Source organism: Alphaproteobacteria bacterium (genome assembly GCA_024244705.1).
GTDB lineage: Bacteria > Pseudomonadota > Alphaproteobacteria > JAAEOK01 > JAAEOK01 > JAAEOK01.
Genome location: JAAEOK010000060.1, coordinates 49,355 through 74,735, shown reverse-complemented (window position 1 = coordinate 74,735; position 25,381 = coordinate 49,355). Strand labels below are relative to the sequence as shown.

Genomic DNA, 25,381 nt, shown 5'->3' with positions numbered 1-25,381 from the left:
TCCAACTTCGCTGCACGAAATTTCATCAAAATGCGCCCGCGGTCGAGGCGATAGACCAATTTACCGCTACTGTAAAGTGTGGGCTCTATACCAACAGAACGTCGGTGACGAATTTAACGCCGGGATAGGCCAAGCTAAGCAGCAGGTAGGCCATAAGTGCCCATCGCGCCGCGCCGCGCCCGTGAATTCCGGCGCGGTAATGCATCGCCAGCAACAACCCGACGACAAAGAAAGCGAGGAGAGAAAGCAGGGTCTTGTGGTCGAACGCGAGCAGCCCGCCCGAGCCCTGGTACTCGGCGGCGATGCCGCTCAGAATGCCAAGGAAAAGAATAACTTCGCAGCCGATCAACAGCCCCACCTGCAGCGCCTCGCCGTCGGCCACCGAGGGCAAAACGTGAGTCAAAGCGTTTGGCCGCTTACGTTTCAGCGCCCGCTCCTGCAGGATCACACTGAGTCCGGCCACCGCGGCGACGGTGAGGAGGCCATAGGCGGCAACCGAAATACCGATATGGGCGATCAGCCAAGTGCCCGAGATCGAACTCACTAACGGCCGTCCAAGGGCCATCTGCAGAACGAGCGCCATCACACCTACGACCGCGAGATAGGGTAGAAGCAGTGGCGTAAGCCGCCAAGCCATCCGCGTGGTTACGACAAGAACCGCGAACAATACGATGGTGGCGGCGACCGTAATCCAAAGCGCGGCCGCGATGCCGCTGTGCCAACCATCGCGGAACAACATGTAGGCCCAACCCACCGGTCCGATTACCGCCACCGCGAGGAGCAGCAAATAGAGCCCGTCGTCTCGGCGCGCCTTTCCGCCGGCGACATATACCGCTGCCGGAAACAGCGCCACCAGGGACGCCAAGCCGATGCCGAGAACCACAATCATGAGCCCTATATATCAGGCATTGCCTCGCCCAACCATTGCTTCCAAAGGCCTTGGCAGGGCGCGTCACGCGGTCTAGGTTGGCCGCCAATTCGAAGCACGAAAATCAGTTGTGGGAGCGCATGGGCGGGTGTTTTGCGATCGTGGTTGCGGCCGGCCGCGGGACCCGGCTCGGCGGTGACGTACCAAAGCAATATCGTGAAATCGGGGGACGCTCGTTACTGGCGCGCAGTGCCGGCGCTTTCGTAACCCATGCCGAAATAGACGGCGTCAGGGTCGTGATCCACGACGACGATCTGGACCGATACCATAGGGCGACACGGCGGGTCGATCTTCTGCCGCCGGTATCGGGGGGCCGCACCCGCCAGGAATCGGTATTGTTCGGACTCCGCAGCCTCCGCGATTTCCAGCCGGATACGGTACTGATCCACGATGCGGCGCGCCCGTTCGTTTCCACGGCGACGATTTCAGCGGTCGTCGCCGGTCTCGATGAGTTTCCGGGCGCCATTGCCGCGGTGCCGGTCGTCGATACCCTGAAGCGGGAACGGGACGGCGCGATCGCCGACACCGTCGATCGCTCGGCCCTGTGGCGGGCCCAGACCCCGCAGGGATTTCATTACGAGGCGATCCTCCGCGCGCACGAAGCCGCCGCCGGTCAGGATCTGACCGATGACGCGGCGGTAGCCGAATGCGCTGGGCTTGCCGTTACGCTTATCGAGTCGGTCGACGATAATTTTAAGGTAACGACCGACGATGATCTTGATCGCGCCGCCCGAATGATTTCGGGTTCGATGGAAATACGGACAGGTATGGGTTTCGACGTCCACCGCTTCGGCCCCGGGGACCGGATTTGGCTCTGCGGGGTCGAAATCCCGCACGATCAGGGCCTCGTCGGTCATTCCGACGCCGATGCCGGCCTTCATGCGTTGACCGATGCTCTTCTCGGAGCCATCGGCGCCGGCGACATCGGCGCCCATTTTCCTCCCTCCGACGAGAAATGGGCGAACGCGCCGTCGTCGATCTTTCTTCAACACGCCGGCGAATTGGTGCGCCGGCGAGGCGGACATATTCTCAACCTCGACCTTACATTGATCTGTGAAGCGCCCCGGATTCGGCCGCACGCCGACGCCATGGCGGCCCGAGTCGGTGAAATTCTGAGCCTTGCGGCCGATCGTATCAGCGTCAAGGCGACGACGACCGAAAGGCTTGGCTTCACCGGCCGCGGCGAAGGCCTCGCAGCACAAGCCATCGCCACCGTTGCCCTCGGCGGATAACGAACGGTGCTGACCCCTCTGCCTCCGGGAATGCGATTTCGTGACCCTTCGGCGCTGATTGCGACATGGTTCGGCGCCGGTCTCCTGCCGGGCATTCCAGGGACTTGGGGGTCGCTGGCCGCCCTTCCATTCGGCATCCTGCTGTTGGTGTATACAGGCGCCGCCGGATTGTTCGCCGCCGCCGTGGTGCTTTTCTTCGTCGGCAAATGGGCGGCCGATGTTTACGTGAGGCTATCCGGCGACGAGGACCCGGGACCGGTCGTCGTCGACGAGGTCGTTGGCCAGTGGCTCTGCCTGATGGCGATACATACCGGCGCGTGGTGGGAATTCGTCCTTGCCTTCCTGCTGTTCCGCGTCTTCGACATTCTCAAACCGTGGCCGGTGGATTGGGCGGAACGTCGTTTCGCGGCCGGCCTGGGTGTGATGCTGGACGACGTATTCGCGGGTCTCTACGCATTCATTTCACTCGCACTTATTGTTTATTTATATTATGTTATATTCTCTTTCTAATACATTAATCGAAAAAGCAACCGGGGCCTTGATAACCTGCCGCCAGTCCGGTCTCCGCCTCGCCACGGCGGAATCCTGCACCGGCGGACTGATCGCCGCGACGTTGACCGAGATCGCCGGATCGTCGGACGTCGTCGACCGAGGTTTCGTCACCTACTCCAACGAGGCCAAGAGCGAGATGCTTGGCGTGCCCGCCGACCTCATCAGTCGGCACGGCGCTGTCAGCCGCGAGGTGGCAGAGGCCATGGCGGCCGGCGCACTGGCCAATTCCGCGGCGGATATTGCCGTCTCGGTGACCGGCGTCGCGGGTCCCGGCGGGGCGACACCAACCAAGCCGGTCGGCCTTGTTTTTGTCGGCGGAGCGCGAAGCGGCGGGACAGCGGCGGCGATTGGCCATCGGTTTGCCGGCGATCGCAACGCGGTTCGTGAACAAGCCCTGGTGGCGGCGCTGAATCAGATCGAAATACTGGCTACAGATGCCTTACCTTGAGTCCCAGGGCCCCGGCGAAAGTGCCCCGCCCGTAGCAATTCGATCGTCCAGCCGGACCGGTGTGGCGAGTTTGTCCGGAGGCCGGGTCGTTCTGTTGCTGGCGGTGACGGTGGCCCTGTTTGTCGTCATCCTCATCGGCGCGATGATTGTCTCGTTTCTTGCCCAAGGCCCCGGCGCCACCGAGGATCCGACCTCCGGAACGACTTTCGTTTTGCTCATGGCGGCCCAACCGATCGTGTTCATCGGCGTCGGATACTTGTTGGCAATCCGGCTCTGGGGGCTCGACTGGCGCGACTTCGGTTTCGTCGCCATGAAGTGGAGGTGGGTTGGATTGGTACCGCTGATCTGGCTTCTTTTTCTTCCGGTTATCCGCGTATTGAAATGGATATCCGATTTCCTGCTCGGCACGCCGGGTTCCAACCCCTATGCCGATACCTTCGAGGCGCTGGGGCCGGTTACGCCGGGGCTCGTGATCACCATCATCATCCTCGGCGGTGTCCTGGTTCCGATTTCCGAAGAGTTCTTGTTTCGCGGGCTTCTCTACCCGTGGCTCAAATCACGGTGGGGCTTCCTGACCGGTCTGATCGGCAGCTCGATACTATTCAGCCTGCTCCATCTGCATCCGGCCATTCTCGCTCCGATCCTCGCGCTCGGCATCATGATGGCGCTTCTGCGCGAATGGAGCGAATCTCTATGGGCGCCGATACTGTTTCATTCGATTCATAATACGGCGATGTTCACGATCATGTTCGGATTGCTGGCCGCCGGCGAGGACATCCGCGCGATTTGAAGCGCGCAAGGTGGGTGATTATCGGGTCTTGCCGTAAAGGACCTGCGCACGCCTTTCGAATGCCCCGACCATCCGGCGAAACGCCTCGTTGAAGAGCGTCCCGATCAATTTTTCCAAGAGCCGCGAGCGAAATTCGAAATCGACAAAGAAATCGATTTGACAGCCGTCGGGATGCGGGTCGAAGACCCAATGATTGTTCAGATATTTGAGCGGTCCTTGGACATACTGAACGTCGATCCGCCGCGGCTGATTGAGCGTGATCCGCGACGTATAGCGTTCGCGGAACATCTTGAAGCCGATGATCAGATCGGCATGGATAATATTGCCGTCGCGCTTTCGAATGCGCGCACCGATACACCAGGGCAAGAAATCCGGATATTTTTCCACGTCGGCGACGAGGTCGAACATCTGCTCCGGCGTGTACGGCAGCATCCGTTTTTCCGCATGGGTCGGCATTGGACCTTCGTCTAGGCGGTGGCCAACTGCGCCTGCCGCGCCGCGCGGAGACGGGCGAAGTCGTCGCCGGCATGATAGGATGAGCGCGTCAACGGCGATGCGGAAACAAGGAGAAATCCCTTGCCCTTGGCCATGGCGGCATAGGACTCGAATTCCTCCGGCGTCACGAACCGGTCAATCGCCGCGTGGCGCGGAGTCGGCTGCAAATACTGGCCGATGGTCAGGAAATCGACTTCGGCGGCGCGCAGGTCGTCCATGACCTGATAGACCTCCTCCTTGGTCTCGCCCAAACCGACCATGATGCCCGATTTCGTGAAATTCGACGGATCGCGCTCCTTGACCCGGGACAAAAGGCGAAGCGAGTGGAAGTATCGCGCGCCCGGCCGAATGGTCGCATAGAGCCTGGGCACGGTTTCGAGGTTGTGATTGTAGACATCCGGTTTGGCGTCGATCACCGCCTCGGCAGCCCCTGGCTTGCGCAAGAAATCCGGCGTCAGAACTTCGATCGTCGTGGTCGGAGATTCGCGGCGAATGGCGCGAATGACCTTGGCGAAATGAGCACCGCCGCCGTCGTCCAAGTCGTCCCGATCCACCGACGTGATCACGACATGGCTCAGCCCCATCTCAGCGACCGCGATCGCCACGTTGTCGGGTTCGAGCGCATCGAGCGCGCCTGGCAGTCCGGTCTTCACATTGCAGAACGCGCAGGCCCGCGTGCAGGTGTCGCCCATGATCATCACGGTGGCATGCTTCTTCGACCAACACTCACCGATATTGGGGCACGCCGCCTCCTCGCACACGGTGTTGAGGTCGAGCCGGCGCATCAATTTGCGGGTTTCTTGATAGGTGCTCGACGTCGGTGCTTTGACGCGAATCCATTTCGGTTTGCGCGGCAGGCCCGATTTTGTCATGGATTTCTCGGCGGCAACCATTGGCCCGTTCCTGATTGGCCCCCTAGAAGTGAATGGCGCGCCCGTACGCGTCAAGCACCGATTCATGCATCATCTCGGACAAGGTCGGGTGCGGGAAGACGGCGCGCATCAACTCCGCCTCCGTCGTTTCCAGGGTGCGCGCCACCATATAGCCCTGGATCAGTTCTGTGACCTCGGCGCCGATCATGTGGGCTCCGAGCAATTCTCCGCTATCGGCGTCGAAGACCGTCTTGACCAAGCCCTCCGGCTCACCGAGCGCAATCGCCTTGCCATTGCCGATGTAAGGGAATCGACCGACGCGAACTTTGTGCCCGATTTCCTTTGCCCGCGCCTCGGTCAGGCCGACACTGGCGACCTGCGGCGTGCAATAGGTGCAGCCCGGGATGTTCGTCGTGTCGAGCGGATGCACGCCTTCGACCTTGGCGATCCGCTCGACGCAAATGACGCCCTCGTGACTGGCCTTGTGCGCGAGCCACGGCGGTCCGACCAGATCTCCGATTGCGTAAACGCCGGGCTCGCCGGTTTCGAGCCATTCGTTGACCGCGACATGCGTCCGATCGACGACGATCTTTGTTCCCTCGAGTCCGAGGTTCTCGACATTTCCGGCGATACCCACGGCAAGAATCACACGCTCGACCCCGAGATTGACAGTCTTGCCGTCGCGTTCGATCGTCGCCGTGACATCATTCTTGCCCTTGGTCAACGCCTTGACCTGGGCACCGGTGATGATCTTCATTCCCTGGCGCTCGAAGGCCTTTTGGGCCAGCGCCGAGATCTCCTCGTCCTCGACAGGGAGGATACGGTCGAGAACTTCGACCACGGTAACTTCAGCGCCGAGCGTCCGATAGAAGCTGGCGAACTCGATGCCGATGGCACCCGATCCGACGACCAGAAGCGACTTCGGCAGCAGGTCCGGAACCATGGCTTCCTTGTAAGTCCAGATCAATTTGCCGTCAGGCTCGAGGCCGGGCAGGGTCCGGGCCCGTGCACCGGTGGCGAGGATGATGTGCTTGGCCGCAAGGTCCGCGACGCTATCGCCATCCTTCTCGACATGGACGTTGCCTTTACCGGCGAGACGTCCCCGTCCGTCGAACACCGTGACCTTGTTCTTCTTGAGCAAATGGGCCACGCCTTTGGACAATTGTCCGGCAATGGTGCGCGAGCGCTTGACCAATTTCTTCATGTCGATGGTGATGTCTTTGGCGGCGAAGCCGAATTCATCGAGGTGATGGAGCAGGTGGTAGATTTCCGATGACCGCAACAACGCCTTGGTCGGGATACAGCCCCAATTGAGGCAGATACCGCCGAGATGCTCGTCCTCGACCACGGCGGTCTTCATGCCGAGCTGCGCCGATCGAATAGCCGCCACATACCCGCCGGGTCCGGCGCCGATGACGACAAGATCGAAGTTGGTCTCAACCATCCGGGGGTCTCCGGTTTGTTCTAGCGCTGTGCGCCCAGTTTGGATGACACTATTTCAGCCACTTGGCCGTGCAATCGGCGATCAACTGCTTCAAGACCGAGGCCGCCGGTTCCGCCGCCTGATCGCGCGAAAAGGCCGCGAGGTTGACCTCGGTCAGCTTGTCTCGCGCACCGTCGGTCGCGCATTTGCAATACGAGCCGATCTTGCCGGTGATTTGATCCGGCAGGGTGGCTTCGCCGAGTTTTTCGCTCGCGGTCCGGATGGCGACCGTCATGCAGCTGTCATACATGCCGATATAGGTTTCTTTCGTGTAGATCGTGTCACCTTTTCGAAACGCGCTGCTCTGATCGAGCTCAGTTCCCGGTTCGACCTGGGGTTCGCTGTCACCGAGCATTAGGATGCCGGCAATGACCAGAACGGTGACCGCGAGCAAGGCAATTGCTATGATTCCGGTGCGCGCGTTCATCGCATTCTTGCCCCCAAGTGTTTTTCGCCGACCTCGTCGACGCCGCATCCGATCACAACAGCATCCGCACAGGATCTTCGATCAATTGCTTGAACGCGGCGAGAAACTGTGCGCCGAGCGCACCGTCGACCACGCGATGATCGACCGACAGCGTGCAGGTCATTACGGTCGCGACGGCGAGCGCGCCATCCTTGACGACCGGTCGCTGCTCACCGGCCCCGACGGCGAGGATACATCCTTGGGGCGAGTTGATGACCGCCTCGAAGTGCTTGATTCCGAACATGCCGAGGTTGGACACGGAAAACGTTCCACCCTGGTATTCCTCTGGCATCAGTTTGCCGTCGCGTGCCTTGGCCGCCAGATCCTTCATCTCGTTCGAAATCTGTGCCAAACCCTTACCGTCGGCGCGGTGAATAATGGGCGTAATCAGGCCGCCATCGATCGCGACGGCGACCGAGATGTCCACCCATCGATAGAGCCGTATTCCGTCTTCCGCGAAAGACGCATTGGCGCCGGGCACCTGCCGCAGCGCCAGCGCCGCCGCGCGAATGACGAAGTCGTTTACCGACAGCTTGTAGGCGCCGCCGCCATCCGGTGACCGTTCGTTGAGGTCCTCGCGGATTTGCAACAGACGATCCACCTCGCAGTCGATCGAAAGATAGAAATGCGGAATCGTCTGCTTGGCCTCGACGAGGCGGCGGGCGATTGTCTTGCGCATATTGTTGAGCGGTTGCAGCTCGAATTCAGGCAAACCAGGGATTTCAACGGTTGCCGCGGGCGCGGCGGATAGCGCGGCAGCCGATTTCGCCGCCGGCGCGGCGACGCCACCGGAAATCGCCGCTTCGATATCCGCCCTGACAATGCGCCCGTGGGGGCCCGATCCGGCGATCGCCGACAGATCGAGACCGGCTTGCGCCGCCATGCGGCGGGCCAATGGACTGGCGAAAATACGACCCTCCTCAGTCGGCATGGCTTTTTGAACCGTGGTCGCCGCCCCGGTTGGTGGCGCTGTGAGTGCGGCGGGCGGGATTGGAGGCACGGCGGCCGGCGTCGGGCCCGGTGACACTGGTGCGGCAGGTGCCGCGCTTGCGGCCAGCGCCGATTCGTCCTCTCCCTCCTCCAGCAATACAGCGATTGGCGTATTGACGGCGATGCCCTCGGTTCCGGCCGGAATCAAGATCCTGCCGAGGACACCTTCATCGACCGCCTCGATCTCCATCGTTGCCTTGTCGGTCTCGATTTCAGCTATGACGTCGCCCGCGGTGACCGAATCGCCCACCGATTTGAGCCAAGCCGACACCGATCCTTCGGTCATCGTGGGCGACAGCGCCGGCATCAGAATCTGGATTGTCATGTGCCGTCCCCCTAGGACCGGTAACAGACGGCCTTGGCGGCCGCGACGATGCGATCAACCTGCGGGATTGCCAACTGCTCAAGGTTGGCCGCGTATGGCATCGGCACATCCTCGCCGCTGACCCGCGCCACAGGTGCGTCAAGATAGTCGAACGCCTGCTCCATCATCAGCGCCGCCATTTCCGATCCAATGCCGGCAAACGGCCAACCTTCCTCGATGCTGACGAGACGATTGGTTCTTTTTACCGATGCGACGATGGTGGCGGTGTCCAGCGGGCGAATCGTGCGCAGATCGATCACTTCGGCCTCGATGCCCTCGGCCGCCAGCAGGTTGGCCGCTTCAATCGCCTTACCGACCATCAGCGAAAAGGCCACCAGCGTGACATCGTCGCCATTCCGGCAGATACGCGCACGGCCGATCGAGACCGTAAAGTCGGGATCGGTTGGCACATCGAAACTTTGCCCATAGAGGATTTCATTCTCGAGAAAAACGACCGGATTCGGGTCGCGAATGGCGGATTTCAAAAGGCCCTTCGCATCGGCGGCGGTATAGGGCGATATCACCTTCAGGCCGGGACAATGGCCGTACCAGCTGGCGTAGCACTGAGAATGCTGAGCGGCGACGCGGGCTGCCGCCCCGTTGGGTCCGCGAAACACGATCGGCGCGCCCATTTGGCCGCCGGACATATAGAGCGTCTTCGCGGCCGAGTTGATGATCTGGTCGATCGCCTGCATGGCGAAGTTGAACGTCATGAACTCGACGATGGGCCGCAATCCGACAAACGCAGCACCTACACCGAGACCGGCGAAACCGTGCTCGGTAATCGGGGTGTCGATGACCCGTTTGTCACCGAATTCGTCCAACAGGCCCTGGCTGACCTTGTAGGCGCCCTGATACTGAGCGACCTCCTCGCCCATCAGGAAAACCGCCGGGTCGCGGCGCATTTCTTCTGCCATGGCGTCCCGCAGCGCCTCGCGCACCGTCAGCGATTGGGTTTCTCCATCATAGGCCTCGACGGAGGTCGCAGCGGGAACGACCGTGGATGGCGCGGACGGCGTCACGGCTGCCGCAGGGGGTGGTGCGGCGGTCGCTTGATCCGCGGAAGGTGGCAACGGCGCCGGCTCTGCGGTGACATCGGCAATGGCCGATGGCTCCTCGCCGTCTTCAAGAAGGACCGCGATCGGCGTGTTGATTGCCACATTTTCGGCTCCGGCGGGGACCAGGATCTTGCCGAGCACGCCTTCGTCGACGGCCTCAATCTCCATGGTGGCTTTATCGGTCTCGATCTCGGCCAGGACATCGCCGGCAGTGACCGCGTCGCCCTCCGCCTTCAGCCATTTGGCCACCGTCCCCTCGGTCATGGTCGGCGAGAGCGCGGGCATCAAGACCTGAATAGTCATGACCGGTTTCCCATCGCGTATCTCACCTTAGGCTTCAATGAGGATATCGGTGTAAAGCTCGGAGGGATCCGGCTCGGGGCTGTTCTGGGCAAATTCCGCCGCCTCGGTGATGACGGATTTGACCTCCCGGTCGATCTCCTTCAGCTGAGCCTCGTCGACGATCTTTTCCTTCATCAGGCGATCCTTGACGTGGTCGATGGGATCATGTTCCTGCCGCATCCGATTGACCTCCTCCTTGGTGCGGTACTTCGCCGGGTCGGACATCGAATGGCCACGATAGCGATAGGTCTTCTTTTCGAGGATGTAAGGCCCTGCGCCGCCGCGCGCATGATCGATAGCGCGGCCGGCGGCCTCCTGAACCGCGAGCACGTCCATACCGTCCACCTGCTCGCCGGGTATGCCGTAGGCGGCGCCGCGCTGATGAAGGTCGGTCGTCGCGGAGGCGCGTTCGATCGATGTCCCCATGCCGTAACGGTTGTTCTCGATGACATAGACCACCGGCAACTTCCACAGCGACGCCATGTTGAAGGATTCGTAGACCTGGCCCTGGTTTACGGCGCCATCGCCGAGAAACGTCACGCTGACGTCACCCTGGCCCTTGTACTTGTGGGCGAAGGCGATGCCGGTGCCCAACGGAACTTGGGCGCCGACGATCCCATGACCGCCATAGAATCCCTTCTCCTTGCTGAACATGTGCATCGAACCGCCCTTACCCCGCGAATATCCGCCGGAGCGGCCGGTCAGCTCCGCCATGACGCCGCGCGGGTCCATGCCGGCGGCCAGCATATGGCCATGATCGCGATAGCTGGTTATGACGGTATCGCCCTCGCGAAGCACGGACTGAATGCCGACGATAACAGCTTCCTGGCCGATATAGAGGTGGCAGAATCCGCCGATGAGTCCCATGCCATAGAGTTGACCGGCCTTCTCCTCGAAACGCCGAATCAACAGCATGTCGCGATAATGTTGCAGCAAAGTCTCAGGTGAAATTTTGGGTGAACGGGCAGCGCGGCGCGATTTTCGCCGGGTCGCGGTTTTCTTGGCTGGCACTCCTCCCTCCCCCATCGCAATTGACAAGCCTGGGTGCGTGCATCCCATGGTGGCCGGAAGGCGTTAGATGTATCCGGAATGATCGGCCCACGCAACAAAATTGCGCATTTCGTGATCATCGATAAGCTTATGAAATGATTACGTAATTATATGATTAACCTAAAAATGGTTAATCGCGGTGAACTCTCGCGATGGAACAGATCCTCGGCGCTCAATCGCGAATAACAACTTCGTCCTGGCCAATCAGTCCGAGCATTTCGCGCGCTCTCTCGTCGAGCAGATCGCGGTCGAGGGATTCGGGCCGCAACAGGCGAACCTTGTGCTGCAGCGCATCGTGTTCGGCCTTGAGCGCCGTAACCTGAGCATCGGCCGCTGACAGCTGCTGGCTCAAATGCCACCGCGTGACCAGGCCGCGCTCGCCCTGGATGGCGTGGTAGGCAAAATAGAACAACACCGTGACGGCAATTACCGGCGTTGCGATATGGCGTCCCCGCGCCCGTATTTCGCGTACAAGCGTCATGGCCCGATGGAATCACCAAATATGTAGATCGTCAATATAATTATTGAGAATCTGTATGTTAACAATGAGTCCTAACTTTGAATCCGAGATACCTAAGGGCTGTCCGGACGGCGAAGTACGTCTCGGCCCGCATAGACCGCCGATGGTCCAAGCGATTCCTCGATGCGGATCAGCTGATTGTACTTCGCCAGCCGATCCGACCGTGACAGCGAGCCGGTCTTGATCTGGCCGGCGTTGGTGGCGACGGCGAGATCGGCGATGGTGGCATCCTCGGTTTCCCCCGAACGGTGGGAAATTACTGCCGTGTAGCCGACACGATGGGCCAACTCGACCGCATCGAGGGTCTCCGTCAGGGTGCCGATCTGATTGACCTTGACGAGGATGGAATTTGCCACGCCGGCGTCAATGCCACGGGCGAGACGGATCGGATTGGTGACGAAAAGATCGTCGCCGACAAGTTGGACACGATCACCGAGCGCGTCGGTAAGGGCCAACCACCCGTCCCAATCGTCCTCCGCCATGCCGTCTTCGATCGAGACGATCGGATAGCCGCCAACCAGTTTTTCGTAATAGGCGACCATTCCCGCCGCGTCGAGGCTCTTTCCTTCCCCGGCAAGCTCATACCTACCGTCGGCGAAGAACTCGGTCGACGCCGAGTCAAGCGCCATGACGATGTCGTCGCCCAGATCATATCCGGCGCTCTCGATAGCACGAACGATGAAGTCGATCGCCTCCGTCGTCGAACCGAGAGCCGGCGCGAATCCGCCTTCGTCGCCGACCGCAGTGCTGTAGCCGGCGTCGGACAATTGACCGCGCAGCGCGTGAAACACTTCCGCACCGGCGCGAACCGCATCCGCCATCGTCGGCGCCGAAACCGGCATTATCATGAATTCCTGAAAATCGATCGGATTGTCGGCATGGGCGCCGCCATTGATGATGTTCATCATCGGCACCGGCATGACCCTTGCCTGCGTCCCACCGACGTACCGGTATAACGGCAAACCAATATCGGCGGCAGCGGCCCGCGCCACGGCGAGACTGACGCCAAGCGTCGCGTTGGCGCCGAGACGGCCCTTGTTCTCCGTACCATCGAGGCTGATCAGTGCCCCGTCGAGCGCGATCTGTTCGTGAGCATCCAGACCGATGACAGTGTCGAAGATCTCACCGTTGACCGCGTCGACCGCTTTCAACACGCCCTTGCCGCTATACCGCTTGGGGTCTTGGTCGCGGAGTTCGACCGCCTCGTGGGCACCCGTCGAGGCGCCGGAGGGGACCGCCGCGCGGCCGAAGGCGCCCGTATCCAGCGTGACATCGACCTCCACGGTCGGATTGCCGCGACTGTCCAGAATCTCGCGGGCTCTTATATCGGCGATCGTGGTCATGACGGTTTCCTTCTCGCTGCGGTCGCGAGATTTAGCGGTGCCGGGGGCGCGGTGCAAGAACCAGATCGGGACATGGCATAAGACGCCGACAACTTCGGGGTTCACCCGGTAGCACTTCGCCCGTCGCCCGGCCTATCGAAATCACTATGCCGCCGTGAATGGCGATCCGCCCACCGCGTCGCGGTCATGCTAGTCGTTTTGGCCGGATGCGGCGACCCCGACAAAGAAAAAACGTCCAAGAAACTCAACGACGCGAGGCTCAAGCGAAGGCTTGGACAGTGCGGGGCGGACCGCGCGGATGACCGTTTATTCGATCTCGCGCAGCTTTGACTTGAGGTCGTCCACAGAGAAGGGCTTGACCAGGATATCCCGGACGTCGAGGCCGTAAGACCCTCCGAGTCGCCGCGCGCTGCCCAGGATCTCGCGGTGATACCCGCTCATCATCAATATCGGCGTGGAGCATTTTTTGCCCGCCAGCTGGCCAAGCATTTCAATGCCGCTGGTCCCCGGGACCACGATATCGAGCAAAATTGCCGAAGGCTGCCTGTCGTCGTAACAGCTCCAAAAGTCTTCGTCGTTCTGAGCTTCGACGGTCTCGAATCCCTCCTGCCGCGCGACCATCGACACCATTTGCAATACATTGGGTTCGTCGTCATAGACTAACAGTGTTCTAGGCATCGCAATCACACCTTTCGTGTCAACTTCGATCGATCGTTTTCAAAACCCCGTCGATCGGATCGAGTCCCGAAATTCACCACGGGCAGGAGTACAGACATTTGAACACGATCCCGGGAAATCAGCACGCTCATGAACCCTCGGAATCCTGCGCGTACAGATTCGAAATGGCATCGTCGATCATATCCGGATGGAATTCTATTGGCGCGCCAGCGAAGCGTGCCGCGGTCGCGATTTGATCGGTGAGGAACTTGGCCTGGTAGCGGGCCAATTGATGCCCGGGGATTGCGTTCATATGCGCGATAATCCTGTCCGCATCCTCGTCCGACCAGGCGATATCGCGGCCTTGGCAAACACGGCGGAATATTTCCTTGAACTCATCCACGCTCGGTTCTCCGATCAGCATTTTGTAGGGGATCCGACGCAAGAACGCCGCATCCATCAGATTCTCAGGCGTCAGGTTGGTCGAGAAAATCGTCAGCTGATCGAACGGCACCTGCAACGTCTTACCGGTATGTAATTTGAGGTAATCCACGCCCTGCTCGAGCGGCACGATCCAACGGTTAAGAAGCTCTTCGGGCTTGACCAACTGGCGGCCGAAATCGTCAACGACGAACGTGCCGCCCTGGGCCTTGAGGTGCACCGGCATCTCGTAAAACTTGGAAATGCTGTTGAAGCTCAGATCGAGCATTTCCAGGCTCAACTCGCCACCGGTGACGATGAAAGGACGGTGACACGCGATCCAGCGCGCATCTATCCCCTCGCGGCGAACCAGAGTCGCGTGGGCACTGGCATCGTCGGTCGCCACGATTTCGTGGAGACTGGGATCGAGCACCCGGATGATCTCCCCGCCCACTTCGATGCAGTAGGGAATGAAGATGATGTCCTCGAACACTTTTCCGATCTGCTGGGCGATTGTGGTCTTTCCGTTTCCGGGCGGCCCGTAGAGGAGCAATGATTTGCCGGAATTGAGCGCGGGTCCAAGTCGTCGCAGGCACTTTTCCGAAACCACAAGATCCGAAAACACCTTCGCCACCCGCTCCGGCGCAACGCGCTCGCCGCCGATGGCCTGTTTGCGGACCTGGGCATGATACGCACCTAGCGAAACTGGCGCCGGCCCGACATACTGATTCTGGTCGAAAACCTCGTCGGCGAACTTCCTGCCCGATTGTGTAAGACGGTAACGCGCACCGGAACTTCCGTCTCCGCCCTCGTGTCCGGATACTTCCCAAAGTCCGCGCGTGACGCCTTCCTGCAGCACGTTCTCCAGAACCGAGGTCGGAAGTTTCATCGCATCCCGGATTTCGCCAATCGCGGTCAGATTGAGGACGCGAATGGATTTCGCCAACAAGGTGATCAAATATTCTGTTTTGAGGCCGGTATCGGCGATCGTCGACGGCGCGATCGGCACCTGCTTCAGGATCGCATCGAGATCGACGATCGAGATTAATCCCAATGCCAGCAAGTTATCGGTAAGGGGCCCACCATGACTGCGCTGGCGCGCAATCGCGCTTGCGACCTCTTCGGTAGTTACAATACCCTTTGCGAGCAGAACATCACTTAGCCGCACTCGACCGCTCCATGCGTCAGTACCCGGCCCCGCAACTCTTGAGGTCGCCGGGCGGCAGTCGGGTCGCCGCGTGGTCCGCGCCCGATGCCTCCAATAATCAAGTCGATCCGGGAATCCTCACCTTCAACGAAGGTAAGGAGGCGGCGATTCGCCGCGACCCCGATCCACCTTCTCGCTAGGCGCCTTCCACAAGGTTCGGAACAATGAACGCTCGCGTGCGCCGTCGTCAGGCGATCCTGCCGTTCAAGTTTTTAGATTCGGTAAATTTACCGGGAGAAATGACCGGCCCCTGTATTCCGCGTCAATTCTTGCCCGTGCGGGAGGTTCTCTAAATCTTGGCCACGCGATCGAAAGCGATCAACTTCTCGAGTAGCGTCTGGAGTGCCGACAGCGGGATCATGTTCGGCCCGTCACTTGGCGCGGCATCGGGATCTTGGTGGGTTTCGAGAAAAACGGCGGCAACGCCGACGGCGACCGCGGCTCGCGCCAAAACCGGTACAAATTCACGCTCGCCACCGCTCCTGGCGCCTTGTCCGCCTGGCTGTTGCACGCTGTGTGTCGCGTCGAACACGACCGGGTAGCCGGTCGCCGACATGATCGGTAGCGACCGCAGATCCGAAACCAACGTGTTGTAGCCGAAACTGGCGCCGCGTTCGGTCAGCAAAATGCGGCGATTTCCGGTTGCTTCGATCTTCGACACCACATTCGTCATATCCCAGGGCGCAAGAAACTGACCCTTTTTGACGTTTATGGCGCTGCCGGTTTCGCCGGCGGCGACCAGAAGATCGGTCTGACGGCAGAGGAAGGCGGGTATTTGCAGAACATCGACCGCTTCTGCGGTCGCCGCGCACTGGCCGGACTCGTGCACATCGGTCAACACCGGGACGCCGACGCTGTCCCTAATTTCCGCCAGGATCGGAAGGGATTCGGCCAAGCCGAGGCCACGAGGACTCTGCAAACTGGTTCGATTGGCCTTGTCGAACGAGGTTTTGTATATCAGACCGATGCCGAGCTTGCCGGCGATCTCGCGAAGTGCAGACGACGTTTCCAAGGCATGGGCCCGGCTCTCCAATGCACAGGGACCGGCGATCAACGTCAACGGCAGATCGTTACCGATTTCGAGGCCGCCAACGGCAACGTGGTGCAGTGCGCTCATGGCGCTAGACGAGCCTAGATTGCTTGACGGCGGCTTCGACGAAGGACGCAAAAAGCGGGTGCGGCTCAAACGGCTTTGATTTGAGCTCGGGATGGAATTGCACACCCACATACCAAGGATGATCGGGCAGCTCGACGATTTCAGGCAACTCGCCATCCGGCGACATGCCGGAAAACCGTAGTCCGGCCTGCTCGAGGCGTTCGGCATAGGTGTTGTTGACTTCCCAGCGATGACGGTGCCGCTCGCTGATCGTAGGCGCGCCGCCATAGATCTCGCTGACCTTGCTATCCGGCGTCAAAACCGCCTCGTAGGCTCCGAGCCGCATCGTACCGCCGAGATTGCCGTCGGCGGACCGTTTTTCGAGCGCGTTGCCGCGCATCCACTCGGTCATCAGCGCGACGACCGGTTCGTTGGTCTTGCCGAATTCCGTCGAACTGGCGGCCGGAAGCCCGGCCAGGTTTCGTGCCGCTTCTATTACCGCCATCTGCATGCCGAAGCAGATTCCGAAATATGGCACCTTTTTCTCCCGCGCGAATCGGGCCGCCTCGACCTTCCCTTCGGCGCCGCGTTCACCAAATCCACCTGGCACCAAGATCCCGTGGACACCGTCGAGCTGATGGACGGCACCACCATCCTCGAATATCTCCGATTCGATCCAATCGAGATTGACACTGACCCGATTGGCGATTCCGCCATGCGCCAAGGCCTCGGCCAGCGATTTGTAGGCATCGGGGAGCCCGGTGTATTTACCGACAACGGCAATAGTGACCTCGCCTTCCGGTTTGTCGAGCCGCTCGACGATATCCTCCCACCGCGACAGATCGGGTTCCGGTGGCGTCATCTTGAAATGGGCAAAGACCGCGTCGTCGAACCCTTCGTCGTGGTAGCGCAGCGGCACCTCATAGATATTCGCCACGTCGAGAGCAGGAATAACGGCCGGTTCGGGGATATTACAGAACAAGGCAATCTTGCGCCGAGCGTCCGCCGGAATCGTGCGGTCGCTGCGGCACAGCAGGACATCTGGCTGAATTCCGACATTAAGCAATTCCTTGACCGAATGCTGCGTCGGTTTGGTCTTTAGCTCGCCCGCGGCGGGGATATAGGGCAGCAGCGTCAGATGCACATAACAGGCACGCTCGCGCCCGAGCTCGTTGCCGAGTTGCCGGATTGCCTCGGTAAATGGCAACCCCTCGATGTCGCCGACGGTTCCGCCGATTTCGCATAGCAAGAAGTCGGTTTCGTCGGAATCGGCCCGCACAAACTCCTTTATCGCATCGGTGACGTGGGGAATGACTTGAACCGTCGCCCCCAGATAATCGCCGTGGCGTTCGCGGCTTATCACGTCCCGATAAATGCGGCCGGAGGTCACGTTGTCGGACTGGCGGGCCGCGACCCCGGTGTAACGCTCGTAGTGGCCGAGGTCGAGGTCGGTCTCCGCGCCATCGTCGGTGACATAGACCTCGCCATGCTGGTAAGGGCTCATCGTTCCCGGATCGACGTTCAGATAGGGATCAAGCTTTCGCAGCCTGACCGAAAAACCGCGCGCCTGGAGCAACGCGCCGAGCGCCGCCGCCGACAGACCTTTACCGAGAGAGGAGACCACGCCGCCGGTGATAAAGATGAACCGCGTCATGGACCTCCACCTTAAACGAACTTTGTTGCATTCCCAAGAAGAAGAGGCGGCTAATGTGCCGCCTCACGAATCTTAACGGTATTCGATCATATGATCAGTCGCTGATCGGGGCGCTTGGCGTCGCCGGCTGCGCCGGTTCCGAGGGCGCAGCGGGTGCCTCGATCGGCGCGACAGGTCCGTCAAGAATGGACCCGCCATCGCGACCGCCAGCCAGGATTGCCAATAATATGCTGGTCAACATGAACCCCGCGGCCAAGATCGCCGTCGTTTTCGTCAACACGTTGCCGGCCGCGCGCCCACTCATAAGGCCACCACCGCCGCCGCCACCGCCAATTCCCAAGGCGCCGCCCTCACTTCGCTGCAACAGAACCGATGCGACCAGCGCGACCGTGATCAAAATGTGAATAGCTAGCAAAACCGCTGTCATGAACTCGTCTCTCCGAAGCCCACCTTGAGGCGGGCTCTCCAAACTGAGCGTCTTTTACCCACTCTTAGATCGTTGCGCTAGGGACAACTGTCAATGATGGCTAGGAAATCCCGGAGGTCGAGGCTGGCGCCGCCGACGAGTGCGCCGTCGACATTGTCGATCGCCAGCAGTTTGGCGGCGTTGTTCGGTTTGACGGAGCCCCCATAGAGCAACCGAACGGCCGGACCGCTGGGGAACCGCTCACTAAGCTGGCGCCGAAGCTGGGCGTGAATTTCGGCAACGTCATCGAGGGTCGGGGTGCGCCCGGTACCGATCGCCCACACCGGCTCATAGGCGACCACCGTGTTCGTCGCGTCGCAGGAATGCGGAACGGATACCGCCAGCTGTTCCTCGACGACGGATAGCGCCGCCCCGGAATCGCGCTCGGATTCGGTTTCGCCGAGGCAGACGATCGCGGTCAGGCCGGCTCGGTGTGCGGCGGCGGCCTTGTTTCGCACCAGATCGCTCGTCTCGTTGTGGTCTGTGCGACGTTCCGAATGCCCGACGATAACCAATTCGGCGCCGGCGTCGGCCAACATTTCCGCCGCAATGTCACCGGTGTGCGCCCCCGATTCCTCGACGTGGCAATCTTGTCCGCCGATGGCGATCGAACTGCCGTCGGCCAAATCCGCCATTATCCCGATAAGATGTGCCGGCGGGCAGATCACAACATCGCAGGGCGATCGCCCGACCGTATCCAAGACGGCGCGCAGGCCCGTGACAAAGCCGCGGGTCATTTCCCGATTGCCGTTCATTTTCCAATTGCCGGCAATCAAAGTACGGTCTAATGGGGGCATCGGTAATTTCGCTAGCTTGCCGTCGGTGGCGCTAATTATCACATGGTCAGGCGGGATCAAAGTGCGGTAGGACGGAATCCGTTATTGCCGCGGCCACCGCGCGTTCATATTATCCGCGCCCAATCTCGGACCAGAAATTCGGTACGCGCCCTAAACGGAAAGGCTCGCAATGCTCCAGGCCCTACGCAAGAAAACGGCCTCGATTTTCGCAAAGATTCTCTTTGGGCTGCTGGTCCTCAGCTTCGGTGTATGGGGCATCGGCGATATCCTTCGTACCGGCGTTCAATCGGATGTGGTCGCCGAAGTCGGGCCGATGGAGATAAATGCGGCTTCCCTGGCTCGTGAATTTCAGCTTTCGGTCCAACGGTTGCAGCAACAGCTAGGAGTTCAAATCGATTCCAGGCAGGCGCAACAGATCGGTCTCGTCGATCAAGCGCTCGACCGTTTGATCGCCGAGGCCTTGCTCGACGTCAAGGCGAAGGAGATGGGGGTCACGATTTCGGAGGATTTGATTAGGCGTTCGATCCAATTGGATCCTGCGTTCCGCAATCAGTTCGGCCAATTCGATGCCAACGTGTTTCTCGCGGTTCTTCGCAATAACGGCCTCGACGAAGCGACCTATGTCGAAGTTCTGCGCGAAGACATGGCGCGCCGCCAATTGGTGAGCAGCGTCGCGATGCTCGAAGAGGCGCCGCGTCTTCTGTTCGATCGACTTTACGCCTACCGTAACGAACGACGCGTTGCCGACGTGCTTGAAGTGCGTGCGGAGGATCAAATCGTGGCGACCCCGACCGACAGCGAGCTCCGCGCCTATTACGACTCGCGCACAGACGACTACATGGCGCCCGAGTACCGGGAAATAACCGCCATCGTGCTCGAGCCGGAGGCGGTGTTGGACGAAATCGGTGTCGACGAAGAGGCCCTTCGCGACGCTTACGACAGTCGCCGCGCAGAGTTCGAGACGCCGGAGAAACGTGGTATTCGGCAGATCGTCCTGCGCGAAGAGGACAAAGCCAAACAGGCCGAATCACTCCTCCTGGAAGGGCGCTCATTGGATGCCGTTGCGACGGAAATTGCCGACGGATCCCCGATTGAACTGGGCGAAATAACCAAAGACCAGCTTCCCTTCACCGAACTCGGCGACGCGGCGTTCGCGCTCGGCGACGGTGAAATCAGCACGCCGGTTCAGAGCCCCTTCGGTTGGCACATTCTTCAAGTCACGACCATCGTTCCAGGCGCCGTAATCGAATTTGACGAGGTTCGGGAAATGCTCCGCGAATCGTTGGCGCGGGATCAGTCCGTCGATGTGCTGGCCGATCTCGCGAACCTCCTGGAGGACGAGTTGGGCGGCGGCGCAACGCTCGAAGAGGCGGCGGCCGGCCTGAATCTCGATATCCTTCGAATCCCCGCCGTGGACGGTAATGGCATGGACCCCGACGGAAAGCCGGTCGCTGACATACCGGGCAATTCAAGCTTCTTGTCGGTCGCTTTCGAATCGGAGCCCGGGCTCGACAGCTTCCTCACCGAAACGACCGAGGGGTATTTCCTGTTGCGCGTCGATTCGATCGATGGTGAGGCGCCGCGGCCCTTCGATAGCGTCATGGATGCAGTGAAGGAGGCTGTCATCGAGGAAAGACGGCGGGAGGCAGCCAAGGAGTATGCCTCGGACCTGCTCAATCTGGCCAAGGGGTCGTGGACCCTTGTCGATTTGGGCACAGAACAGGATCTTCGTGTGGCGACCAGTCGACCGGTGACGCGGACGGAACAAGATATCGGCGCCGGCGTTTCGGCCGCGGTAACTGCTGAGCTGTTCAAGGTCGGTTTCGGTGAGCCGGCCATGGCCGCCTCGAACGACGGCTACGCGATCATCGAGCTGAAAGAAATTATTCCCGCCGAACCCGGCGACGACGAAGAGACCGTTCAGCGCCTGCAAGGTCAGACGACGAATGCGGTGAAGGCCGACATTCTCGAGCAGCTCGACCGCGCCATCCGGCAAGATCACGAGGTCACGATAAACCGGCCCGTGATCGAGAGCATCCTCTAGTCCGTGCGCGCCTCGCCGGACTACGACAGCTTCGCCACGGCTTACAGCAAAGGTCGGCCGCAAGTCGTTTGGACGACCCTGGTTGCCGACTTGGAAACTCCAGTATCGGCGATGCTAAAGCTGGCCGAGGAACGTCCGAACAGTTTTCTTTTGGAATCCGTCGAGGGTGGCGCTGCCCGCGGCCGATATTCGCTGATCGGACTTAAGCCGGACCTGATCTGGCGGTGCGTGAATGGCCGGGCCGAAGTCAATCGCCGCGCGCGATATGACCCCGACGCCTTCGATCCTGTCACGGGCCCGCCGCTCGATTCTTTTCGCGACCTGCTGGCAGAGTCGCGCATCGTGGTTCCCGAATCGTTACCGCCGATGGCGTCGGGGCTCTTCGGCTATATGGGATATGACATGGTCCGGCAGATGGAATTGCTGCCCGACAACAACCCCGATGTCCTGGGTATTCCCGAGAGCATCTTCATCCGGCCCACCGTGGTCGCCGTCTTCGACAGTATCGAGGACCAGGTTACCGTCATTACGCCGGTGTGGCCGGAGCCGGGCATCGACGTTCGGGGCGCATTCGACATGGCTCGAGAGCGGCTTGCCGACGTTGTTTCCGATCTCGAGCGAAACCTTCCCTACCGGCGCGAACCGGCCGCCGATTTACAAACACTGCCGGAACCGGAATCGAACGTGAGCCGCGCCGCCTACCACGCGATGGTGGAGCGCGCGAAGGAATATATTCGCGCCGGCGATATCTTTCAGGTCGTCGCATCGCAGCGGTTCCGTCTGCCCTTTCGCCTGCCCCCCTTCACCCTCTATCGTTCGTTGCGTCGGCTCAACCCGTCGCCATTCTTGTTTTTCTTCAATTTCGGCGGCTTCTCGATCGTCGGCTCGAGCCCCGAAATCCTGGTCAGGCTGCGCGACGGGACGGTGACGATCCGACCCATCGCCGGCACCCGCCGCCGTGGCGCCGACCGCGAAGAAGACAAGGCCCTTGCCGCCGATTTGCTGGCCGATCCCAAGGAACTCGCCGAGCATCTCATGTTGCTCGACCTCGGCCGCAACGACGTTGGACGGGTCGCCGAAATCGGTTCGGTTCGGGTTACCGAGCAAATGTCGATCGAGTACTACTCCCACGTCATGCACATCGCATCCAACGTCGAAGGCCGAATTCGCGCCGATATGAGCGCGGTCGATGCATTGATTGGCGGATTTCCGGCCGGCACAGTCAGTGGTGCGCCCAAAGTGCGGGCGATGGAGATCATCGACGAATTGGAGACCGAACGGCGGGGCGCCTATGCCGGGGCGATCGGCTATTTCGCGGCCAACGGATCGATGGACACCTGCATCGCGCTTCGTACCGCGTTGGTCAAGGATGGCACTGCCTATATTCAGGCCGGCGGTGGCATCGTTGCCGACAGCGACCCGGAGGCCGAGTACCAGGAGAGCCTGAATAAGGCCAAGGCGTTAATCCGAGCGGCCGAGGAAGCGGTGCGGTTCGCCGCCGGCCGTTGATTGAAGCTGCTTCAGGCGGTCTCCCGACAAGCCCTCAACGCCGCCTTTTACGGTTCCCTCGGAACCTGATATAAGGGGGCAATTGCAATTAAACAATTATCTTAAGAGAACAGAACTAAACTGCTGCGATGTATGTACTCATTGACAACTATGACAGCTTCACTTGGAACCTGGTCCATTTTCTGGGTGAGTTGGACGCCGACGTCGAGGTCCACCGCAACGACGCGCTGAGCGCCGCCGCGGTGGTGGCCAAGAACCCGCGCGGCATCGTGCTGTCGCCGGGCCCGTGCGATCCCGACAAGGCGGGAATCTGCCTCGACCTCATTGAGTTGGCCGCCGGTACGATCCCAATTCTCGGGGTTTGCCTCGGTCATCAGGCCATCGGACAGGCCTTCGGCGGCCGGGTCGAGCGTGCGCCGGTGTGTATGCATGGCAAGCTCAGCTCTATCCGGCATACGGGCCAGGGTATATTTGCCGAACTACCCAATCCATTCGATGCCACGCGCTACCATTCCCTGATCGTGACCCGCGACTCCCTACCGAGTTGCCTGCACGTGACCGCCGAAACCGATGACGGCTTGGTCATGGCGCTGGCGCATTCCGAATTCCCGGTCTATGGCGTCCAGTTCCATCCCGAGAGTATCGCCTCGGAACACGGCCACGCCCTGCTCGCAAATTTCCTGCGGATCACTGGCCATGAACCGAACCCGGCGGCCAAGAGTGCGGCGGCATGACAAGCGGAATCGTTAGTTTCAAATCGCTCATCGGATGCGTCGCCCAAGGCAAGCGACTAACCCAGGATCAGGCCGAGGCGGCGTTCGACATTATGATGTCGGGCGACGCCACGCCCGCGCAAATTGGCGGTTTCCTGCTCGGTCTCCGGGTCCGTGGCGAATCGGTCGATGAGATCGCCGGGGCGGCCCGCATCATGCGCAACAAGGTACACCGCATGCGAGCGCCGGCGGATGCCATCGATATTGTCGGTACCGGCGGGGATGAAATCGGCACCTTCAATGTTTCCACGACCGCGGCGTTGGTGGTCGCGGGATGCGGCGTAGCGGTCGCCAAACACGGCAACCGGGCGATTTCATCGAAATCGGGAGCGGCCGACGTTCTGACCGCATTGGGCGTGAATATCGATGCGGATTTCGATCTCATCGAGCAGGCGATCCACGACGCAAAAATCGGGTTCATGATGGCCCCGCGGCATCATAGTGCCATGCGCCATGTCGCCGGCCCGCGCGTGGAACTCGGCACCAGGACGATATTCAACCTGCTCGGTCCATTGTCGAACCCGGCTCATGTTCGCCGCCTCTTGGTTGGCGTTTTCGCACGACAGTGGGTCGAGCCAATCGCCGAGGTGCTCGGGCGGCTCGGCCACGAACGGGCCTGGGTGGTCCATGGTTCGGATGGCCTCGACGAGATCACACTGACCGGACCGACCCATGTCGCCGCCTACGAGGACGGCAAGGTTCGTACGTTCGAGATCACTCCAGAGGACGCCGGCCTGGAGCGGGCGCCGATCGAAGCGCTGAAAGGCGGCGATGCCGCGTTCAACGCCGAGGCAATGCGCGGTCTTCTCGCCGGTGAGAAGACACCCTATCGCGATTTCACTCTGCTTTCCACGGCCGCCGGGCTCGTCGTCGCCGGTAAGGCGCAAAGCCTCCGGGAAGGTGCTACGCTCGCCGCCGCCTCGATCGACGAAGGCCGGGCGCGCGCCGCGCTCGATCGCATGGTCGAGATCACCAATTCCCGCAACGCCGCCGAGGCGGAGGAACAGAATTGAGCGACGTGCTGGCCCAAATCTGCCGCGACAAGCGCGAGGCCGTTCGCGTTCGCAAATTGACGCACCCGCAGCCGGCACTTGAGCGCGATGCCCGCGCAGCGTCACCGGCACGACCCTTTGCCGCCGCCCTCGCCGCCCGTATCGCGACCGGTAAATACGGCCTGATCGCGGAGATCAAGAAGGCCTCGCCGAGTCGCGGCCTGATCCGCGAAGATTTCGATCCCCCGGCGATCGCGCAGGCCTACCGGCGCGGTGGCGCGGCCTGCCTATCGGTGTTGACCGATGAAAAATATTTCGGCGGGCATGATGATTTCGTGGCCGTGGTTCGGGACGTCGTCGATCTTCCGGTACTGCGAAAGGATTTCATGCTCGATCCCTATCAAATCGTGGAATCGCGGGTCATCGGTGCCGATTGTGTCCTCCTCATCATGGCCGTGCTGGATGATGACCAAGCCGCGGATCTGGAGGCCGCCGCCGCGGAATTCGGGATGGACGCACTGATCGAAGTGCACGATGCCGCCGAACTCGAACGCGCGCTCAAACTACAGTCAACTTTGATCGGCATTAACAATCGCAACCTCAAGACACTGAAAACCGATATCGCAACGACCGAGGAATTGGCGCCGCTGGTGCCGTCCGACCGCCTGCTGGTGTGTGAAAGCGGTCTCGACCATCCGCGCGATCTGGCGCGCATGGCCGCTGCCGGCGCCCACAGCTTCCTGGTTGGAACCTCGCTCATGGCACAACCGGATATCGAATCCGCCACCCGCAAGCTGCTTGATCAATCGGAGCCGGCGCGCGCCACTGCATAA

25 protein-coding genes are annotated in these 25,381 nt (G+C 60.8%); 9 read left to right on the top strand and 16 right to left on the bottom strand.

All coding sequences use genetic code 11. The features are described 5' to 3' along the window. Nucleotides 1-85 precede the first annotated feature (85 nt). The gene (gene ccsA, locus GY791_10480; protein ID MCP4328847.1) at nucleotides 86-889 is read right to left on the bottom strand and encodes a cytochrome c biogenesis protein CcsA; all 804 of its coding nucleotides are present in this window, start codon (nucleotides 887-889) and stop codon (nucleotides 86-88) included. Nucleotides 890-1,008: 119 nt separating this feature from the next. On the opposite strand from ccsA, the gene GY791_10475 reads away from it, so the two are divergent. From GY791_10475 to GY791_10460, 4 genes are all read left to right on the top strand, one after another. Beyond that, nucleotides 1,009-2,160 (top strand): bifunctional 2-C-methyl-D-erythritol 4-phosphate cytidylyltransferase/2-C-methyl-D-erythritol 2,4-cyclodiphosphate synthase, encoded by a 1,152-nt coding sequence (locus GY791_10475; protein ID MCP4328846.1) that lies wholly within the window; start codon nucleotides 1,009-1,011, stop codon nucleotides 2,158-2,160. 30 nt (nucleotides 2,161-2,190) lie between these two features. Beyond that, nucleotides 2,191-2,670 (top strand): phosphatidylglycerophosphatase A, encoded by a 480-nt coding sequence (locus GY791_10470; protein MCP4328845.1) that lies wholly within the window; start codon nucleotides 2,191-2,193, stop codon nucleotides 2,668-2,670. Then, nucleotides 2,651-3,160: a CinA family protein gene (locus tag GY791_10465; protein ID MCP4328844.1), complete on the top strand. Its 510-nt coding sequence runs from the start codon at nucleotides 2,651-2,653 to the stop codon at nucleotides 3,158-3,160. The genes GY791_10470 and GY791_10465 overlap by 20 nt, the downstream gene beginning before the upstream one ends. Before the next feature lie 70 nt (nucleotides 3,161-3,230). Continuing rightward, nucleotides 3,231-3,950, top strand: coding sequence for a CPBP family intramembrane metalloprotease (locus GY791_10460; GenBank protein ID MCP4328843.1), 720 nt, complete (start codon nucleotides 3,231-3,233; stop codon nucleotides 3,948-3,950). A gap of 18 nt (nucleotides 3,951-3,968) precedes the next feature. Here GY791_10460 and GY791_10455 read toward each other — a convergent pair whose 3' ends face one another. The 15 genes from GY791_10455 to GY791_10385 form a co-directional block, all read right to left on the bottom strand. Then, a complete protein-coding gene (locus tag GY791_10455; GenBank protein MCP4328842.1) occupies nucleotides 3,969-4,406 on the bottom strand; it encodes a type II toxin-antitoxin system RatA family toxin in 438 nt (145 codons plus the stop codon). 11 nt (nucleotides 4,407-4,417) lie between these two features. Next, nucleotides 4,418-5,338 (bottom strand): lipoyl synthase, encoded by a 921-nt coding sequence (gene lipA, locus GY791_10450; protein MCP4328841.1) that lies wholly within the window; start codon nucleotides 5,336-5,338, stop codon nucleotides 4,418-4,420. Nucleotides 5,339-5,360: 22 nt separating this feature from the next. Next, nucleotides 5,361-6,761 carry a dihydrolipoyl dehydrogenase gene (gene lpdA, locus GY791_10445; GenBank protein ID MCP4328840.1) on the bottom strand — a complete coding sequence of 467 codons (1,401 nt, stop codon included), beginning with the start codon at nucleotides 6,759-6,761 and terminating at the stop codon, nucleotides 5,361-5,363. 49 nt (nucleotides 6,762-6,810) lie between these two features. After that, on the bottom strand, nucleotides 6,811-7,227 hold the full coding sequence (locus GY791_10440; protein MCP4328839.1) for a hypothetical protein: 417 nt from the start codon (nucleotides 7,225-7,227) through the stop codon (nucleotides 6,811-6,813). Between the two features lie 52 nt (nucleotides 7,228-7,279). Further along, nucleotides 7,280-8,581 carry a pyruvate dehydrogenase complex dihydrolipoamide acetyltransferase gene (locus GY791_10435; GenBank protein ID MCP4328838.1) on the bottom strand — a complete coding sequence of 434 codons (1,302 nt, stop codon included), beginning with the start codon at nucleotides 8,579-8,581 and terminating at the stop codon, nucleotides 7,280-7,282. 11 nt (nucleotides 8,582-8,592) lie between these two features. Beyond that, on the bottom strand, nucleotides 8,593-9,981 hold the full coding sequence (locus GY791_10430; GenBank protein MCP4328837.1) for a pyruvate dehydrogenase complex E1 component subunit beta: 1,389 nt from the start codon (nucleotides 9,979-9,981) through the stop codon (nucleotides 8,593-8,595). 27 nt (nucleotides 9,982-10,008) lie between these two features. Next, the gene (pdhA, locus tag GY791_10425) at nucleotides 10,009-11,046 is read right to left on the bottom strand and encodes a pyruvate dehydrogenase (acetyl-transferring) E1 component subunit alpha (GenBank protein ID MCP4328836.1); all 1,038 of its coding nucleotides are present in this window, start codon (nucleotides 11,044-11,046) and stop codon (nucleotides 10,009-10,011) included. A 196-nt stretch (nucleotides 11,047-11,242) separates the two neighbouring features. Then, complete coding sequence (locus GY791_10420; protein ID MCP4328835.1) at nucleotides 11,243-11,551, bottom strand: septum formation initiator family protein; 309 nt, start codon at nucleotides 11,549-11,551, stop codon at nucleotides 11,243-11,245. Nucleotides 11,552-11,643: 92 nt separating this feature from the next. Next, entirely contained in the window at nucleotides 11,644-12,933 is a 1,290-nt protein-coding gene (gene eno / locus GY791_10415) for a phosphopyruvate hydratase (GenBank protein MCP4328834.1), read from the bottom strand. A gap of 306 nt (nucleotides 12,934-13,239) precedes the next feature. Continuing rightward, on the bottom strand, nucleotides 13,240-13,611 hold the full coding sequence (locus GY791_10410) for a response regulator (GenBank protein MCP4328833.1): 372 nt from the start codon (nucleotides 13,609-13,611) through the stop codon (nucleotides 13,240-13,242). 127 nt (nucleotides 13,612-13,738) lie between these two features. Further along, the gene (locus tag GY791_10405) at nucleotides 13,739-15,178 is read right to left on the bottom strand and encodes a hypothetical protein (GenBank protein MCP4328832.1); all 1,440 of its coding nucleotides are present in this window, start codon (nucleotides 15,176-15,178) and stop codon (nucleotides 13,739-13,741) included. A gap of 328 nt (nucleotides 15,179-15,506) precedes the next feature. Beyond that, nucleotides 15,507-16,334, bottom strand: coding sequence for a 3-deoxy-8-phosphooctulonate synthase (gene kdsA, locus GY791_10400; protein ID MCP4328831.1), 828 nt, complete (start codon nucleotides 16,332-16,334; stop codon nucleotides 15,507-15,509). A 4-nt stretch (nucleotides 16,335-16,338) separates the two neighbouring features. Continuing rightward, nucleotides 16,339-17,967, bottom strand: coding sequence for a CTP synthase (locus GY791_10395; GenBank protein ID MCP4328830.1), 1,629 nt, complete (start codon nucleotides 17,965-17,967; stop codon nucleotides 16,339-16,341). Between the two features lie 94 nt (nucleotides 17,968-18,061). After that, nucleotides 18,062-18,394 (bottom strand): preprotein translocase subunit SecG, encoded by a 333-nt coding sequence (gene secG / locus GY791_10390; protein ID MCP4328829.1) that lies wholly within the window; start codon nucleotides 18,392-18,394, stop codon nucleotides 18,062-18,064. A 77-nt stretch (nucleotides 18,395-18,471) separates the two neighbouring features. After that, a complete protein-coding gene (locus tag GY791_10385; GenBank protein MCP4328828.1) occupies nucleotides 18,472-19,230 on the bottom strand; it encodes a triose-phosphate isomerase in 759 nt (252 codons plus the stop codon). Between the two features lie 169 nt (nucleotides 19,231-19,399). Between GY791_10385 and GY791_10380 the strand changes: the two genes are divergently transcribed. The 5 genes from GY791_10380 (at nucleotide 19,400) to trpC (ending at nucleotide 25,381) form a co-directional block, all read left to right on the top strand. After that, nucleotides 19,400-21,274, top strand: a complete 1,875-nt coding sequence (locus tag GY791_10380; GenBank protein MCP4328827.1) for a hypothetical protein — start codon at nucleotides 19,400-19,402, stop codon at nucleotides 21,272-21,274. Between the two features lie 3 nt (nucleotides 21,275-21,277). Beyond that, the gene (locus tag GY791_10375; protein MCP4328826.1) at nucleotides 21,278-22,783 is read left to right on the top strand and encodes an anthranilate synthase component I; all 1,506 of its coding nucleotides are present in this window, start codon (nucleotides 21,278-21,280) and stop codon (nucleotides 22,781-22,783) included. Between the two features lie 128 nt (nucleotides 22,784-22,911). Next, on the top strand, nucleotides 22,912-23,517 hold the full coding sequence (locus GY791_10370; protein ID MCP4328825.1) for an aminodeoxychorismate/anthranilate synthase component II: 606 nt from the start codon (nucleotides 22,912-22,914) through the stop codon (nucleotides 23,515-23,517). Continuing rightward, complete coding sequence (trpD, locus tag GY791_10365; protein ID MCP4328824.1) at nucleotides 23,514-24,569, top strand: anthranilate phosphoribosyltransferase; 1,056 nt, start codon at nucleotides 23,514-23,516, stop codon at nucleotides 24,567-24,569. Before GY791_10370 ends, trpD begins: the two co-directional genes overlap by 4 nt. Beyond that, nucleotides 24,566-25,381: an indole-3-glycerol phosphate synthase TrpC gene (gene trpC, locus GY791_10360; protein MCP4328823.1), complete on the top strand. Its 816-nt coding sequence runs from the start codon at nucleotides 24,566-24,568 to the stop codon at nucleotides 25,379-25,381. The genes trpD and trpC overlap by 4 nt, the downstream gene beginning before the upstream one ends.

Excerpts from the sequence above, each read along its gene's own strand:
- ccsA (MCP4328847.1), bottom strand. The coding sequence starts at position 889 with ATGATTGTGGTTCTCGGCATCGGCTTGGCGTCCCTGGTGGCGCTGTTT.
- GY791_10475 (MCP4328846.1), top strand. The coding sequence starts at position 1,009 with ATGGGCGGGTGTTTTGCGATCGTGGTTGCGGCCGGCCGCGGGACCCGG.
- GY791_10470 (MCP4328845.1), top strand. The coding sequence starts at position 2,191 with ATGCGATTTCGTGACCCTTCGGCGCTGATTGCGACATGGTTCGGCGCC.
- GY791_10465 (MCP4328844.1), top strand. The coding sequence starts at position 2,651 with ATGTTATATTCTCTTTCTAATACATTAATCGAAAAAGCAACCGGGGCC.
- GY791_10455 (MCP4328842.1), bottom strand. The coding sequence starts at position 4,406 with ATGCCGACCCATGCGGAAAAACGGATGCTGCCGTACACGCCGGAGCAG.
- lipA (MCP4328841.1), bottom strand. The coding sequence starts at position 5,338 with ATGGTTGCCGCCGAGAAATCCATGACAAAATCGGGCCTGCCGCGCAAA.
- lpdA (MCP4328840.1), bottom strand. The coding sequence starts at position 6,761 with ATGGTTGAGACCAACTTCGATCTTGTCGTCATCGGCGCCGGACCCGGC.
- GY791_10440 (MCP4328839.1), bottom strand. The coding sequence starts at position 7,227 with ATGAACGCGCGCACCGGAATCATAGCAATTGCCTTGCTCGCGGTCACC.
- GY791_10435 (MCP4328838.1), bottom strand. The coding sequence starts at position 8,581 with ATGACAATCCAGATTCTGATGCCGGCGCTGTCGCCCACGATGACCGAA.
- GY791_10430 (MCP4328837.1), bottom strand. The coding sequence starts at position 9,981 with ATGACTATTCAGGTCTTGATGCCCGCGCTCTCGCCGACCATGACCGAG.
- pdhA (MCP4328836.1), bottom strand. The coding sequence starts at position 11,046 with ATGGGGGAGGGAGGAGTGCCAGCCAAGAAAACCGCGACCCGGCGAAAA.
- GY791_10420 (MCP4328835.1), bottom strand. The coding sequence starts at position 11,551 with ATGACGCTTGTACGCGAAATACGGGCGCGGGGACGCCATATCGCAACG.
- eno (MCP4328834.1), bottom strand. The coding sequence starts at position 12,933 with ATGACCACGATCGCCGATATAAGAGCCCGCGAGATTCTGGACAGTCGC.
- GY791_10410 (MCP4328833.1), bottom strand. The coding sequence starts at position 13,611 with ATGCCTAGAACACTGTTAGTCTATGACGACGAACCCAATGTATTGCAA.
- kdsA (MCP4328831.1), bottom strand. The coding sequence starts at position 16,334 with ATGAGCGCACTGCACCACGTTGCCGTTGGCGGCCTCGAAATCGGTAAC.
- GY791_10395 (MCP4328830.1), bottom strand. The coding sequence starts at position 17,967 with ATGACGCGGTTCATCTTTATCACCGGCGGCGTGGTCTCCTCTCTCGGT.
- secG (MCP4328829.1), bottom strand. The coding sequence starts at position 18,394 with ATGACAGCGGTTTTGCTAGCTATTCACATTTTGATCACGGTCGCGCTG.
- GY791_10385 (MCP4328828.1), bottom strand. The coding sequence starts at position 19,230 with ATGCCCCCATTAGACCGTACTTTGATTGCCGGCAATTGGAAAATGAAC.
- GY791_10380 (MCP4328827.1), top strand. The coding sequence starts at position 19,400 with ATGCTCCAGGCCCTACGCAAGAAAACGGCCTCGATTTTCGCAAAGATT.
- GY791_10370 (MCP4328825.1), top strand. The coding sequence starts at position 22,912 with ATGTATGTACTCATTGACAACTATGACAGCTTCACTTGGAACCTGGTC.
- trpD (MCP4328824.1), top strand. The coding sequence starts at position 23,514 with ATGACAAGCGGAATCGTTAGTTTCAAATCGCTCATCGGATGCGTCGCC.